Here is a 15,113-nt window from a genome sequence, read left to right as displayed (position 1 = left end):
GGGAATCAGGCGGCGATCAGGGCGTCGGCGCCGGTCTTGTCTTCCATGTCCACGATCTGGGCCAGCTTGGCGGCGAAGACTTCGCGCAGCTGTTCCCAGTAGGCGTCGAAGTCCTCGGCCTTACGCAGGAAGTGGGTCATCACCGCGGCGCGCAGGATGTAGACGCTTTCCACCTTGTCCCATTCGGCGCGGCTGAAGCCGCGGCTGGCCACGTAGTGCCAAGGGGTGTCGCCGTACTCTTCCACCGACAGCGAAGTCGAGGAGGTCAGGAAGTCGTTGGTGTAGGTGCGGCCGGAAGCGTAGGAGCAGATCTCGTACATCTTCTTGTTCAGCCGGTTGTGGTCTTCCAGGCTGTCGTTGCCGATTTCCTTGAAGGTGAAGTTCACCATGTGGAAGTCCGGGTGCATGATGGGACGCACTTCGAACTGGCGGCGGCCGACGGTCAGCGGCTTGGCGGCGGCCAGACGCTGGGCGAACCAGTCGGCGGTGACGATGCCGCGGCCGATCACCTTGCCGTAGCCGCCGATGTTCAGCGGCACCAGACGGTGGGCCGCCCATACCGCGGCGGCGGTGGCGCCGGCCTTGGAGCCTTCCATGATGGAGGAGCCCAGCACCACCTTGGTGTCCGCGCCTTCGGCCTCGTCCACTTCTTCGAACACATAGGCCGCGTGGTAGGAGATCAGGTCGACGATGCGCTTGTCCTTCATGCAGACGGCGCCGGCCGCGTACTGGATGTAGCCCACCTTGTGAGGGTCCACGGTGATGGAGTCCGCTTCCGCCATCGCCTTGAAGCCTTCGTAGACGTCGCGCTTGGGCCAGGTCACGCCGGCCGGGATGATGTCTTCGGCGCGGTAGCGGGCCAGCAGCGCGTCGTAGTCCATGAACTGATTGTTGTCATCGAGGAACATCGCGCGGACATAGCCGCCGTAGGCCGCGTCCACGTGCACGTAGAAGGAGGCGCCGTATTTCTGTTCGCACTCGGCGCGCAGCTTGATCACTTCGTCGACATGGTCGATCGAGCCTTCCTCGGTGGTGCCCACCACGGAGACCATGGCCAGGATGGGGTGGCCTTCCTCGATCAGGCGGAAGGTGATCTCGCGCATCTTGGCCACGTCGGTGCGGTAGTTCTCGTCCACCGGCAGCGGCACGATGTGTTCCTGGCCGATGCCCAGCACGTCCATCGCCTTCATCCACGAGTAGTGCTTGGATTGCGGCACCAGGATCTTGCCCAGCGAACCTTGCTTGATGCCGACGCCGCGGCAGGACATCGCGCGCACTTCTTCGAACAGGCCGCGTTTTTTCAATTCGTCGGTCAGGTCCAGCACCGCGCTGGGCGACAGGTTCAGCAGTTCGCGCTCGCTCTTGCCGGCGACCAGATCGCGGGCTTTTTCATGCTGGGCGATGGCCAGCGGCATGGTCTTCAGATTGCGCGCCACCCACATGCCTTCGTAGTTGGCCACGGTGCCGCCGGAGGTGATGTGGCCCCAGCTGCGCTTGGGGTCGTAGCCGAACATCCGGCACAGATCGAGGCCGGCTTCCACTTCCAGTTCGGTGGTGGTGGGCGAGGCTTCGTGCGCGCAGTTGTTCGGGTTGTACATCATGGTCATCACGTAGGCCAGATTGGACACCATCAGCGTGTCCGCATTCATATGGCCCAGATAACGCGGCGAGAACCAGGGCACCGAGGTGTTCTTCAGCTTGGAGGACAGCTGGCGCAAGATGCCTTCGGTGCGATACAGGGTCTGGCGGAAATCGCCGGCGTGCTGTTCCACCGGGGTGACCAGCGCCGGGTCTTCCGGGTGAAAGTCCGCGCGCCAGTGCAGGTGTTCGGACACGGCGTATTCCATCATTTCCTTGAAGAACACGCGGTTTTCGGATTTGGGGCCGATGAACAGGGCATCGACGTTAAGCGGGGAGAAAGTCGGATTGGTCATGACTGAGTAACCTTGTTATTTAAGAGAGGCGTGAGCCGGCTCATTTGCCTTCGGCGGGACGAGCCTTGCTGGCGGGCGAGGTGCGCGGGGCGGCGCCGGCGGAACGGGCGTGCTTGGCTTTTTGGCCGTAGGCGTACACCAGGAAGGGAATCACCAGCATGACGGCGAGGCCGATGAGCTGGAACTGCAGGTATTCATGCGCGGAGCCATGGAAGCTGCCCGGCGGGATGAAGCCCAGGTAGCCGGCCAGCAGGGAGATGGCGATGCCCAGGCCGGAACAGATCCACATGCCCGCCTTGCCGCCGGGGACGCGGAAGCTGCGTTCCACGTCCGGGCGCTTGTAGCGCAGATAGATGGCGGCGGAGAACATGAACAGATAGGCCACCAGATAGACGAGCCCGGTCAGGCCCATCAGCATGAAGTAGAAGTTGTCCACATTGGGCATCACGGTGATCAGCACGCCGACGATGGTGATGGCCGCCGCCTGGATCAGCACCAGGGTCACCGGCACGCCATGGCGATTGGTCGTCTGCAGGAATTTGGGCAGCGCGCCGGAGTCGGCGGTGGCTTGCAGGCCGCGCACCGGGCCCAGCACCCAGGAGTTCACCTGACCCACCAGGCCCAGGCCGATGCACAGGCCCATGACCGGGGCCAGCCAGCCCATGCCCCATTGATTGAAGTAGAGCTCGAAGGCCTGCATCAGGCCGGCGGTCATCGAGATCTTCTCTTTGGGGATGGCGATGAAGATCGCGGCGGAACCGATCACGGACAGCAGCACCATGATGACCGACACCAGGATGATGGCGATCGGATAATTGCGGCGGGCATCCTTGATGGAGGACACATTGGACGCCGACACCTCCATGCCCATCACCACGAAGATGAAGCCGATGAACAGGCCGAGGGTGCCGCTGTCGCTAAAGCTGGGCACCAGATTGTTCCAGCTCCAGGACACGTCGGTCATGATGGGGTGGCCGCCGGCCAGATAGGCGATGCCGCAGCCGATCAGCACCACGCCGGGCAGGAACACGCCCAGGCTCACGCAGATGGTGGAGACCCAACCCAGGGTTTTCACGCCGCGCATGTTGACCAGGGTGCAGGCCCACCAGATGCCCAGAATCATCGCCAGCATATAGAGCTTGTTGCTGGCGAGCGCAGGGTCGAACACATAGGCGAAGGTGGCGGCGATGATCATGATGATGGAGGTCATGCCGAACACCATCTGTATCCACTGCATCCACACCGCGACAAAGCCCATGCGCTCGCCGAAGGCCTCGCGCACCCAGATGAACAGGCCGCCGTCCTGCGGCCAGGCGGTGGCCAGCTCCGCGGACACCAGCGCGGTGGGCACCAGGAACAGCAGCGCGGCCGCCAAGGTCAGGAAAATCGTCATCATCCCCGGCTGCGCCGTCATCGGCAGCGTACGGACGCTGACGACCACGGCGGCGGTGATCATGACGAAGGCGAAGACGCTGATCTTGGGAGGCGCCTTATCGATTGTCGTCATTTTCATCTCCATCGAACAAATAAATAAAAACGTTCAAACATAAAATTTCGAAAATATTATTTATTTCGCCATGTTCAGCGTTTGATGAAAGTCAATATTAGGAAAATTCGATAAACGATAATTCGTATGGAATAATTGGAATGGGCCGGAAAAGCCTTGCCAGGCAAGGCTTTGATTGGTCTTGGGGCGGATCAGGCTATTGAGGATGAATTTGGCTTGGCGCTGGCGCGGCGGCGGTTTTGGCCGCCTGTTTACGTTCTCGCAAGCGAGAGAGACAAGGCCTTGCGGCTGAGAAACGGAACCCACGCACGGCGGATGAGGGCTTCGGGCGGCGCTCAGCGCTTTGCGTCACGCCAGGCGCAGCAGAGTGTGAGGCGGCGCTGACGTCGCGGGACGGCGAGAAGACGGGATGGGTGTGCTGGAGGAGGACCGCGGGGCGCGGAAGCGGCGGCGCAAGCAGGGATGCGCCGCCGGAGAAGGCTAAAGGTTTACAGGGCCTGGGACGGGTTCATGCCTTTGGGCAGCAGCATCCACAGATTGCCTTGCTGCTTCATCCTGCCGGCGTACATGCCGGCCTCGGTGCCGAAGCCCCAGAAGAAGTCCGCGCGCACCGCGCCCTTGATCGCGCTGCCGGTATCCTGGGCGTGCACCAGCCGCGCCAGCGGCTGGGTGGAATGAGGCCAGGTGGTGAGCAGGTAGACCGGCGCGCCCAGCGGGATGTAGCGCGGGTCTACCGCGATGCTGTAGCCGCCGGTCAGCGGCACGCCCAGCGCGCCCATGGGGCCGCCGTTGTCGCCCGGCAAGGTTTTGAAGAACACATAGCTGGGATTCACCGCGAACAGCTCTTGCCGGCGTTGCGGATTGCGCGCCAGCCAGTCCTTGATGCCCTGCATGGACGCGTCGCCCATGGTCAGCTCGCCCTTGTCCACCAGCCATTTGCCGATAGATTGATAGCCGTAACCGTTTTGCTCGGCGTAGCCGATATGGATGAAGCTGCCGTCGTCCAGCTGGATGCGGCCCGAGCCCTGCACTTGCAGGAAGAACAGCTCCACCGGATCTTCGACCCAGGCGAGGATGGGCGCGTTGGCCACGCCCTTGCCCTGGTTGATTTCCGCGCGGGTGTAATACGGCAGCAGGCGTTTGCCTTCCAGGCGGCCCTTCAGCCGCGTGCCGCGGTTGTCGGCGGGAAAGTCGCCGGGGCGGATTTCAATATCGCCGGCCGCGCTCAGCGCCAGCCGGTTGGGCCCGCTGCGGCGCGCCGTCAGGCTGGACTTGCCGCGAACCGAGGGCGGAACGTCCACGCTGTAAAAATCGGCAGGGATGCCGTATACCGGCCAGGGGGTGCGTTCGCTGCGCGTCCGGCTGCCGCTGAGCAGCGGTTCGTAATAACCGGTGATCAAGCCGCTGTCGCGGCTGCCGTCGTTGACCTTCCAGGCGGCGAAGCGGTTTTCGAAGAACTGGCGCACCGCCTGCGCGTTGTCGGCGGCGATGCCGTCGGCTTGCCGGCACACTTCGGTCCAGCCCGGTTTTCTGGCGATGGCCTTACAGCTTTGCTTCAGCGCGACGAGGGTATCGCCCAAGTCCTGCTGGCTCCAGGCCGGCAAGGCGGTCGGCGCGCCGCTTTCCCGCGCCGCGCCGCCCGTCTTGCCGGGCGGACTGGAAGTGGAGCAGGCGGCCAGGCCGACGACAAGCAGTAACAACAGCCATTTTTTTAACATGCGCTAAGTTCTCTGAAACGGGGCTAGGGCAGCGACGCGCTGCGAACCGGTCTGATTCTACGCTGGGACGCGCATGACGGGGCGATGACGGCCGCGGCGATTGTTGCGGCGGCGCCAACAGGCGAGACCGTCGCGCCGCGTTGTCATGGACCGGCAACAAAATTGAAAAGTTTCCTCGCTAGTATGCGGTAAAACATTCGCGCTGAAGCTTGGGCTTGAGCGCATGCAGGCCATATCACTGGAGAATCTGATGAAACGTTTTTGCATCCGCGCCTTGTTGTTGACCACCTTGCTGTCCGCCGGCCTGCCGGCTTACGCCGAGCAGACCCCGCCGACCGATGAAGAGTTGGCCGCCAGCGTGCAACAGGCCTTGAACGGCGATGCCGAACTGCAGCCGCTGAGCCTGAAGGTGAGCAGCAAGAAGAGCGAGGTGACGATTGAAGGCGGCATGACCGACGACCAGCAGATGTTCAAAGCGGGGCAGATTGCCGAAAAAGTGCCGGGCGTGAAGTTTGTCATCAACAATATGGTGCTGAAAAACTAAAAAGGTTTGCTCCGGCGGCTTGTCCGGCGGCAGCAAAGGGCGCTTCGGCGCCCTTTTGTCATTTTATCCATCCAGTTTTCGCCGGGAATTTAAGATTAATCCGATTGTGGTGCCTTCTCTTATTGCGAAAAATATGTGGTGTTGCCGGCTGACGGCCTTTCCGGAGGCTGGAGCCGGCAAGGTTTTTCCAATCAGCAGTATGGATCGCTCGCGGCCCACTGCGAAGCACCGGACACGACTCATGGAATATGCATCCGCACTTGGCAAGAGGGTTTCCCACCGCATGATGCTGCAACCGGCGGAGCAGGTGGACAAACTGATTTCACGGCTGGAGGGCGCGGACGAAGCCAAGCTGGTGTATTGGGACGAACGCAGCCAGCGGCTGCGCGCGCTGAGTCCGCGTTCGCGCCGCGGCCAGCAATTGCTGGCGCGCGGCTTGCAATCGCCCCAGGTGGTGGGCGTGTTCGACGGCTACGCCAGTTATCAGGATATCTATCAGGCCTTCCAGGAGACGCTGGCCGACCTGAAGCTCAGCTGAGCAGGACTTAGACGCGTTCCAGCTCCAGCAACTCCGCCATGGTTTGACGGCGGCGGATCAGCCGGCTGGAGGCGCCGTCTATCATGGCCTCGGCCAGCAGCGGCCGGCTATTGTAGTTAGACGACATGGTGGCGCCGTAAGCGCCGGCGTCGTGAAACACCAGCAAATCCCCTACCTGAGCCTCCGGCAGCAGGCGGCTTTCCACCAGGCCGCCCTCCTGTTGGGTAAAGACATCCCCCGATTCGCACAGGGGGCCCGCCACCACGCAGGGGGCGCGCTCGCCTGATTTTTCCTCGCCGTCCGCGCTGAGGACGGAAATATCGTGGTGGCTGCCGTACATGGCGGGGCGCATCAAGTCGTTGAATCCCGCGTCCACCAGCACGAAGCGCCGGCTGCCCATGGTTTTGACCGCCCTCACCTCGGAGATCAGGGCGCCGGATTCCGCCACCAGGAAACGACCGGGCTCGATCTCCAGCCGCACCGGGTGGCCCAGGTGAGCGGCGATCCGCCGCCGCGCCTCGTCCCACAGCTCGAAATAATGCGCGGTGTCGATGCGGGCGTCGCCGTCGCGGTAAGGGATGGACAGGCCGCCGCCGGCGGAGATCGCCTCGATGTCGTGGCCCAACTGGGTCGCCAGCCTGACCATGGCGCCGCAGACCTGTTGCAGGTGGCCGTAATCGACGCCTGAGCCGATATGCATGTGCAAGCCCACCAAGTGCAGGCCGAACTGGCGGATCACCGCCAGCGCGTCGGCCACCTGTTCATGCCAGATGCCGTGCTTGCTGTTCTCGCCGCCGGTATTGGTTTTCTGGCTATGGCCGTGGCCGAAGCCGGGGTTGACGCGCAGCCAGACCCTATGGCCGGGCGAAGCCGCGCCCAGCTGACGCAGCATGTCGATGGAACCGGCGTTGACGGCGATGCCTTCGGCCGCCACTCGCGCCAGCGTGGCCCGGTCCAGCACGTCGGCGGTGAAGACGATGTCGGAAGGCTCGGCGGAGTCCGCCCGATAGCCGGCGGCCAGCGCGCGTTCGATTTCGCCTAGCGACACCGCGTCCACCTTGACGCCCTGTTCCCGCATCAGGCTGAGGATGTGGGTGTTGGAGTTGGCTTTTTGCGCATAGCGGATCACGTCGAAGCCTTTCAGCTCGGCAATGCGCCGGCGAATGGTGTCGGCGTGGTACACCCAGAGCGGGCTGCCGTATTGGCGGGCGAGTTCGGCCAGTTGGCGGGCGTCGAAGCATTTCATGGCGTGGCGATGGCGTAGGTGATAGACAGCTGCATCATGGCGTGCGCCGCGGCAAAAATAAAATATCAAATTATCGCTGCCTCTTTCATTTATGATATGGATTGCCAAGGGGAAAGGCGGGCTTGGCGCCGCCTATGCGCAAGGGGTAGGGGATGGAAATCAGTCTGCGCCACATTGAAGTGTTTCGCGCGGTGATGACCACCGGCAGCGTCACCGAGGCGGCCGTCCTGCTGCGCACCTCGCAGCCCACGGTCAGCCGAGAACTGGCGCGTTGCGAACAATTGCTGGGCATGGTCTTGTTCGAGCGCAGCCGCGGCCGCTTGCGGCCAAGCGCACAGGGGTTGCAGTTGTTCGAGGAAGTGCAGCGCAGCTATCAAGGCCTGGAACGCATCGTCAGCAGCGCGGTGGCGATTCGCCAGTTCGAGCAGGGGCAGTTATCGATTGCCTGTTTGCCGGTATTCGCGCAATCGCTGTTGCCGGCGGCGTGCCGGCGATTTCTGTCGCAAGCGCCGGGCATCAGCCTGAACATCGCGCCGCAGGAGTCGCCTTTGCTGGAAGAGTGGCTGGCGGCGCAGCGTCATGACCTGGGCTTGAGCGAGAGCGCGCACGCGCCGGCGGGAACGCGGATGGAGCCCTTGCTGCTGGCGGACGAGCTGTGCGTGTTGCCGGAGGGGCATAGGCTGCTGAGCAAGACGGTGTTGGCGCCGGAGGATTTCGAAGGCGAGGCCTTCATCAGTCTGGCGGCGACCGACAGCTATCGGCAACAGCTGGATCAGGTGTTCACCGAGCGGGGGGTCAAGCGGCGCATGGTGGTGGAGACGCATAGCGCCGCTTCGGTATGCGCGATGGCGCGGCAGGGCATAGGCGTGGCCGTCGTCAATCCGCTGACGGCGCTGGATTATGCCGGCTCAGGCCTGGCCGCAAGGCGCTTCAGCGTGTCGATTCCGTTCGCGGTCAATCTGGTGCGGCCGCTGCACCGGCCCGCCTCCCCGCTGCTGGAGCGCTTCGTCGACAGTCTGAAGGCCGAGCTGGCCGCGGTCAGCCGGAGGCTGGCCGCGCCGACGGGGGCTTAGCGGCAGTGCAAAGTCTCGCGAGCTAGCCTGAGCGCAGGCTTTGAGCCGGTTTTTAGTCGCGCAGCGCCACCACCACCCGCTTATTGCGCGCGCCCTTGCTTTCAATCTTCTTGACCACGACCGGGCCGATCTCGCTGGTGCTGCGCACATGGGTGCCGCCGCAGGGCTGCAGATCGATGCCGTCGATATTGATCAAGCGGATTTCCGGCAGGTGCAGCGGCGGCGTCACCGACATGGTCTTGATCAGCTCCGGCTGACGCTGCAGCGCCTCGCCGCTGCTCATTTCGATGCGCACCGCGCGGTTCTCCGCCACCAGCCGGTTCAGCTCGCGCTCGATGTGCTCGCGGTCCAACTCCATGCCTTCCGGCAGATCGAAGTCCAGACGGCCGGATTCGGCGCTCAGATTGCCGCCGGTGACGCCGGCCTTGATCACCACGGACAATAAGTGCAGACAGGTGTGAATGCGCATGTGGCGGTGGCGGCGCGCCCAATCCAGTTCCAGGACGACCGGCGTGCCGGCGGCGAGCCGGGGCGCATCGGCGGGCAGCAGGTGGATGATGGCGCGCGTTTCGCGGTCGCGGCGGGTATCGCTGATCGCACAGCCGCCGCCGTCCCAGCTCAGCGCGGCGCTGTCGCCGGGCTGGCCGCCGCCCAGCGGATAGCACAGCGTGTCCTCCAGCACCAGGCCGGCGTCGTCATGCCGCGCCACGCGGGTTTCCAGGCGGGTTTGGTAGGGATCGATGTAAAAGCGCTCTGCCATGCGGTGATTCCTTTTCAGACTATGCTGGGAAGACCGGCGTCGCTTGTCGCCGCCGGTCCCGATAATTTTGAGAATGCTGCCGCCGGCTGTGTATTTCAAGAGACAGCGCTGGCGAAAAATCATGGCAACAGCTTGTCGCAACAGCGTTTAGCGCAGATAATCGCCGACTTTTTCCGCCTTCCTGCCCATTGCTCTCATGACCATTCGCCATAATCTGGAACATTACAATCCGCCGCCGGACGCGGGCCTAGACGTGATTTACGCCGACGAGGCCTTGCTGGTGCTGAACAAGCCTTCCGGCTTGCTGTCGGTGCCGGGGCGCGGCGAAGACAAGGCGGACTGCTTGATCAGCCGCGCGCAGCGGGTCTATCCGGACGCGCTGACCGTGCACCGGCTGGATATGGCGACGTCCGGCCTGGTGGTGATGGGACGCGGCGCCAGCATGCAGCGAGAACTGTCCATCGCCTTCATGGACCGCAAGGTGGACAAGCGCTATGTGGCGGTGGTGGACGGCATCGTGGAACAGAACAGTGGCACCGTGGATCTGCCGCTGATCATAGACTGGCCGAACCGTCCGCGTCAGAAGGTGGATTTCGAACATGGCAAGCAGGCGATCACCCATTTCCGTGTGGTGCTGCGCGACGGTTTGCGCCAGACCAGTCGGGTGGAGCTGGAGCCCTTGACCGGCCGCGCCCATCAGCTGCGCATGCATATGCTGCATCTGGGCCACCCCATCCTGGGCGACGACATCTACGCGCCGGAAGCGGTGCTGGCCAAGGCCGATCGCCTGCTGCTGCATGCGGATCGCCTGACGCTGCGCCATCCCATCACTCGCGAAGAGATGAGCTTCGACGCCAAAGCGCCATTCTAAGTCGGCAGTCAGCGCGCGGCCTGGCAGCGCCGCCGTTCCTCTCCTCTTGCGCGGCCATCCTTGACGGCCGCGTCTCGCCCTGATCTTCCCCCTTGTACCGTCCACAGCGCGGCGGCGCCTTGCCCGGAGGCGGCTTTTTATAATGTCTTCGGCATTTTGTGGCACGGAAAGATTGGCTTGCCCTGCCAGTCTGTGCATACTTCCGTTTTGATCTGAAGCAAGAACTCACTAAACAAGCGTGCTGCCGCCAGAACGCTTGTTTAGTGATTTCTACCTTGTAAGGATCTGTCATGTTAAGTCGCAATTCCGCATTGCCCAGCATCGTCGTCGTCGGCGGCGGCGCCGGCGGCCTGGAGCTGGCCACTCGTCTGGGACGCAGCTTGGGCGCGCAACACAAGGCCCGCGTCGTGCTGGTCGACGGTTCGCCCACCCATATCTGGAAACCGCTGCTGCACGAGGTGGCCACCGGCGCGCTCAACACCGGCGAGGACGAGGTCAATTACTTCGCCCATGGCTATCGCAACGGCTACGAGTTCGAATTCGGCTATATGCAGTCGCTGGACACCGAGCGGCGCTGCATTCAGCTCGCCGAAGTGCGCGACGCCGGCGGGGAGCAGCTGAGCCCGCCGCGCGAGGTGCCCTACGACTGGCTGGTGCTGGCGGTGGGCGCGGAAGCGAACGACTTCGGCACGCCCGGCGTCGGCGAGCACGCGATGTTCCTGAACACCCCGGACGACGCGGAGAAACTGCGTCACCGGGTGCTGGAACTGGCCTTCCGCTGCAGCAGCGGCCAGCAACCGCTGTCCAAGCTGGGCATCGCCATCGTCGGCGGCGGCGCCACCGGGGTGGAACTGGCGGCGGAGCTGAACCACACCCTGTGCGAACTGCATCATTACGGCGCGCGCCTGCAGCCGGAGCGCGTGGAAATCAGCGTGATCGAAGGCGCGGACCGCATCCTCGCCGCCGCGCCGCCGTCCTTGTCCGCTTACGCCCAGGAGCAATTGGCCGCGCGCAACATCAAGGTGCTGACCGGCAGCCGGGTGGCGGCGGTGCGCGCCGACGGCGTGGAATTGCAGGGCGGCGACAAGGTGGCGGCCGACATCACCGTCTGGGCCGCCGGCGTCAAGGCGCCGACCTGGCTGGCCGGCCTCGCCGGCTTGCAGACCAACCGCATCAATCAACTGCAGGTGGATAAGTGGCTGCGTTGCCAGGGCGCCGCCTGCGTCTACGCCTTGGGCGATTGCGCCGAGGCGCCGGACGGCGACAGCGGCCGCAATCTGCCGGCCACCGCCCAGGTGGCGCACCAGCAGGCGCGTTATCTGGCGGACGAATTGAGCCGGCGCGTGGCCGGTCGCCAGGGCAAGCCCTTCGTCTTCAAACCGCAGGGCATGCTGGTGTCGCTGGGCAAGCACAGCGCGGTGGGCAGCCTGGCGGCGGTGGTCGGCCCCAAACGCGATTACTATGTGGAAGGCCTCGGCGCCAAACTGATCTACAGCTCGCTGTACCGCATGCATCAGGCGGCGGTGCATGGCTGGGTGCTGGCCACTCTGCTCTACGTCGGCGACAAGCTGCGCCGCGCCGCGCGGCCGTCCTTGAAGCTGCACTGAGCCGCTCCCGTCCAATGCCAAGCCCACCTTCGAGGTGGGCTTTTCGTTGGCGCGGCTTGACCGGGCGGCGGTTTGCGAACATCTTTATTGCCATTTGCATAAATGGGGATGGGGATGACGCAAGCTTCTCGCCTGGAGATAGACGCCTGGCTGGATCAACGGCCGCTGGGCAGGTTTCAGCGCCGGCTGCTGCTGATCTGCGGCTTGCTGATGATTCTGGACGGATTCGACGTGCAGGCCATGGCCTACGTCGCGCCGGCGCTATTGGCGGACTGGGGCTTGGCCAAGCCGGCCTTGGGGCCGGTGTTCAGCGCCGGCTTGCTGGGTCTGCTGCTGGGCGCCTTGCTGTTCAGCCCGCTGGCGGATCGCTTCGGCCGCCGCGCCTTGCTGCTGCTGTGCACCGTGTGGTTCAGCCTGGGCATGTTGGCCACCGGCTTCGCCGCCACGCTGGAGCAGCTGCTGTGGCTGCGCTTCCTGACCGGCCTGGGCCTGGGAGGCATCATGCCGAACGCGATGGCGCTGGCCGGCGAGTACAGCCCGAGCCGGCGCAGAGTCAGCATGATGATGCTGATTTCCTGTGGCTTTACCGTCGGCGCGCTGCTGGGCGGCTTGTTGGCGGCCTGGCTGGTGCCCGCGCACGGCTGGCGCGCGGTGTTCCTGGCCGGCGGCGTCGCGCCGCTGCTGCTGGCGCTGTGGATGTGGCGGCAATTGCCGGAGTCGCTGCAGTTTCTGTTGTCGCGGCAAAGGCGGGAACAGGCGCTGGCCTGGCTGCGTCGTCTGGACCCGGCGATGAGCGGGGCGGCGGCGTCCAGCCTGGCGCTGCGCGAACCCGTCGCCGCGGCGTCGTTGCCGCATTTGTTTCGGGCCGGCCGCGCGCGATTGACGCTGACCTTGTGGGCGCTCAGCTTTCTGAACCTGCTCTTGCTCTATTTCCTGTCCAACTGGATGCCGGCCTTGGCGCGGGACGCCGGCCTGAACACGCAAAACGCCATCCTCGCCGGCGCCGCGCTGCAACTGGGCGGCGTGGCCGGCACCTTGCTGTTGGGGGTCTGGATAGACAGACTGGGTTTCTTGCGGGTGATGCTGCCTAGTTTCGCGCTGGCCGCCGCCGCCGTGGCCATGCTGGGGCAGTGGGGGGCGCAGCAGGCCGGCTTGTTCGGCTTATTGTTCGCCGCCGGTTTTTGCGTGGTGGGCGGCCAGCCGGCGATCAACGCCCTGGCGGCCAACGCCTATCCCACGTCCTTGCGCGCCACCGGCGTGGGCTGGAGTCTGGGCGTGGGCCGGGTGGGCTCGGTGTTGGGACCGTGGCTGGGCGGCGAGCTGCTGCGCCAGGATTGGAGCCTGGCCAGCCTGTTCATGCTGGCGGCGACGCCGGCCTTGTTGGCGGCCTGGCTGGTGTGGATGTGCCCGCAGGCGGCGCGGCCGGCCGCCGTCTGAGTCAGATCGCCAGCAATGCGGCGACGACGCGGCGGTCTTCCGCCAGCAGGATGTTGAAGGTGCGACAGGCGGCCTGAGTGTCCATGGTCTCCACGCCTATGCCGGCGTTGGCCAGCGCGGCGGACAGGCGCGGATGGCAAAAGCGCAGGCTTTTGCCGGTGCCGAAGAACACCACTTCCGGCTGCAGCGCCAGCAGCGTGCTGAAATGGCTTTCCTGCAAATCCTCGAAAGCGTCCACCGGCCAGGGCGCCACGCTGTCCGCGGTGACGATCAGATTGCCCTCGTGGCGCTGGGCGTTGATTAGAACATGGCCGTCGCCATAGCCGGTGAACAAGTTGCGGCCTTGCCCCAGCGATTGCTGCATTTTCATGTGAGCGGATTCCCGATTGCGAGCGCTGCGGCGGACGGCCCTTTCCGGGCGCGAATACCTGCTGCAGTGCATCAGAGATTGGGATAGGATTATAACTCGACCCCGCCGCTGATTGCCGCCACAACGTCAACGTGGTCATCGCTTCAGCGGGGACATCCAAAGAGATCAGATGAAAGAACACAAACCGCGCCGCCAGGGCAAGACCGCCGTCTCCGGCGGGCGGCAAGCCACGGAAACCATTGTCGTCATGCAGCCAGTCCATAAATCGCAAAAACTCGCCAACGTTTGTTACGACATCCGCGGTCCGGTGCTTGAGCACGCCAAGAAGATGGAAGACGAAGGCCATCGCATCATCAAGCTGAACATCGGCAACCCGGCGCCGTTCGGCTTTTTCGCGCCGGACGAAATCATCGAGGACGTGATCGTCAACCTGCCGTCCGCCTCCGGCTATTCCGATTCCAAGGGCCTGTTCGCCGCGCGCAAGGCGATCATGCATTACGCCCAGCAAAAGCAGCTGCCCAATGTGGGCATGGACGACATCATCGTCGGCAACGGCGTGTCCGAGCTGATCGTGATGTCGATGCAGGCGCTGCTGGACAACGGCGACGAAGTGCTGGTGCCGGCGCCGGATTACCCGCTGTGGACCGCCGGCGTCAGCCTGGCCGGCGGCAAGGCGGTGCATTATCTGTGCGACGAAGAGCAGGGCTGGTTCCCCAGCATCGACGACATTCGCGCCAAGATCACGCCGGCCACCCGCGCCATCGTGGTGATCAACCCCAACAATCCCACCGGCGCGGTCTACCCGCCGGCGCTGCTCAAGCAGATCGTGGAAGTGGCGCGCCAGCACCAGCTGATCATCTACGCCGACGAAATCTACGACAAAGTGCTGTACGACGAGGTCAAGCACACCTCCATCGCTTCCTTGGCGCCGGATTTGTTCGTGGTCACCTTCAACGGCCTGTCCAAGAATTACCGCGCCTGCGGCTACCGCGCCGGCTGGATGATTCTGTCCGGCGAGAAGAAACACGCCAAGGACTATATCGAAGGCCTGAACATGCTGGCCTCGATGCGCTTGTGCGCCAACGTGCCGGCGCAGTTCGCGATCCAGACCGCCTTGGGCGGCTACCAGAGCATTGACGATCTGGTGGCGCCGGGCGGCCGCCTCGCGCGTCAGCGCGACCTGGCGCACAAACTGCTGACCGACATCCCCGGCGTCAGCTGCGTCAAGCCGCAGGGCGCGCTCTACCTGTTCCCCAAGCTGGATCCCAAGATCTACCCGGTCGGCGACGATCAGCAGTTCATCCTGGAACTGCTGCAGGAGGAAAAGGTGCTGCTGGTGCAGGGTTCAGGGTTTAACTGGATTGCGCCCGATCACTTCCGCGTGGTATTCCTTCCCAACTCGGACGATTTGGTGGAGGCCATCGGCCGCATCGCGCGCTTCCTGGAAAACTATCGCAAGCGCCACGGCGGCGAAGCCTGAAATCATGGCGGCTTGAGCCGGCGGACGG

At 64.2% G+C, this 15,113-nt stretch carries 13 protein-coding genes; 7 read left to right on the top strand and 6 right to left on the bottom strand.

The window, feature by feature from the left end:
• Nucleotides 1–5: 5 nt before the first annotated feature.
• The 3 genes from ACODSD_RS03900 to mltA all read right to left on the bottom strand — a co-directional run bounded on the left by ACODSD_RS03900 (nt 6) and on the right by mltA (nt 5,159).
• The gene (locus ACODSD_RS03900; protein ID WP_227104888.1) at nt 6–1,934 is read right to left on the bottom strand and encodes a pyridoxal phosphate-dependent decarboxylase family protein; all 1,929 of its coding nucleotides are present in this window, start codon (nt 1,932–1,934) and stop codon (nt 6–8) included.
• A gap of 40 nt (nt 1,935–1,974) precedes the next feature.
• Nucleotides 1,975–3,441, bottom strand: a complete 1,467-nt coding sequence (locus ACODSD_RS03895) for an amino acid permease (protein WP_488876829.1) — start codon at nt 3,439–3,441, stop codon at nt 1,975–1,977.
• Between the two features lie 488 nt (nt 3,442–3,929).
• A complete protein-coding gene (gene mltA, locus ACODSD_RS03890) occupies nt 3,930–5,159 on the bottom strand; it encodes a murein transglycosylase A (protein ID WP_227104886.1) in 1,230 nt (409 codons plus the stop codon).
• A 250-nt stretch (nt 5,160–5,409) separates the two neighbouring features.
• Here mltA and ACODSD_RS03885 point away from each other — a divergent pair, with 250 nt between their 5' ends.
• Together ACODSD_RS03885 and ACODSD_RS03880 are read left to right on the top strand one after the other, a co-directional pair.
• A complete protein-coding gene (locus ACODSD_RS03885) occupies nt 5,410–5,703 on the top strand; it encodes a BON domain-containing protein (RefSeq protein WP_158274334.1) in 294 nt (97 codons plus the stop codon).
• A gap of 241 nt (nt 5,704–5,944) precedes the next feature.
• Entirely contained in the window at nt 5,945–6,241 is a 297-nt protein-coding gene (locus ACODSD_RS03880) for a hypothetical protein (RefSeq protein WP_146176707.1), read from the top strand.
• A 7-nt stretch (nt 6,242–6,248) separates the two neighbouring features.
• On the opposite strand, the gene lysA is transcribed toward ACODSD_RS03880, so the two are convergent.
• Complete coding sequence (gene lysA / locus ACODSD_RS03875) at nt 6,249–7,487, bottom strand: diaminopimelate decarboxylase (RefSeq protein WP_488876828.1); 1,239 nt, start codon at nt 7,485–7,487, stop codon at nt 6,249–6,251.
• Nucleotides 7,488–7,639: 152 nt separating this feature from the next.
• Between lysA and ACODSD_RS03870 the strand changes: the two genes are divergently transcribed.
• Entirely contained in the window at nt 7,640–8,560 is a 921-nt protein-coding gene (locus ACODSD_RS03870) for a LysR family transcriptional regulator (protein ID WP_488876827.1), read from the top strand.
• Nucleotides 8,561–8,612: 52 nt separating this feature from the next.
• On the opposite strand, the gene ACODSD_RS03865 is transcribed toward ACODSD_RS03870, so the two are convergent.
• Nucleotides 8,613–9,320 (bottom strand): alanyl-tRNA editing protein, encoded by a 708-nt coding sequence (locus tag ACODSD_RS03865; protein WP_488876826.1) that lies wholly within the window; start codon nt 9,318–9,320, stop codon nt 8,613–8,615.
• A 196-nt stretch (nt 9,321–9,516) separates the two neighbouring features.
• Here ACODSD_RS03865 and ACODSD_RS03860 point away from each other — a divergent pair, with 196 nt between their 5' ends.
• The 3 genes from ACODSD_RS03860 (at nt 9,517) to ACODSD_RS03850 (ending at nt 13,235) form a co-directional block, all read left to right on the top strand.
• Nucleotides 9,517–10,191, top strand: a complete 675-nt coding sequence (locus ACODSD_RS03860; protein WP_107800517.1) for a pseudouridine synthase — start codon at nt 9,517–9,519, stop codon at nt 10,189–10,191.
• A gap of 290 nt (nt 10,192–10,481) precedes the next feature.
• Nucleotides 10,482–11,798, top strand: a complete 1,317-nt coding sequence (locus tag ACODSD_RS03855) for an NAD(P)/FAD-dependent oxidoreductase (protein WP_107800516.1) — start codon at nt 10,482–10,484, stop codon at nt 11,796–11,798.
• A 114-nt stretch (nt 11,799–11,912) separates the two neighbouring features.
• Entirely contained in the window at nt 11,913–13,235 is a 1,323-nt protein-coding gene (locus tag ACODSD_RS03850; protein WP_488876825.1) for an MFS transporter, read from the top strand.
• A 1-nt stretch (nt 13,236) separates the two neighbouring features.
• On the opposite strand, the gene ACODSD_RS03845 is transcribed toward ACODSD_RS03850, so the two are convergent.
• Entirely contained in the window at nt 13,237–13,605 is a 369-nt protein-coding gene (locus ACODSD_RS03845) for an Mth938-like domain-containing protein (protein ID WP_488876824.1), read from the bottom strand.
• Between the two features lie 247 nt (nt 13,606–13,852).
• Between ACODSD_RS03845 and ACODSD_RS03840 the strand changes: the two genes are divergently transcribed.
• Nucleotides 13,853–15,085 (top strand): pyridoxal phosphate-dependent aminotransferase, encoded by a 1,233-nt coding sequence (locus ACODSD_RS03840; protein ID WP_227108608.1) that lies wholly within the window; start codon nt 13,853–13,855, stop codon nt 15,083–15,085.
• Nucleotides 15,086–15,113 lie beyond the last annotated feature (28 nt).

The organism is Chromobacterium sp. FG22 (assembly GCF_057809415.1).
Note: the sequence above shows the minus strand (reverse complement) of the source record. Positions and strands in the feature narration are given on the sequence as shown.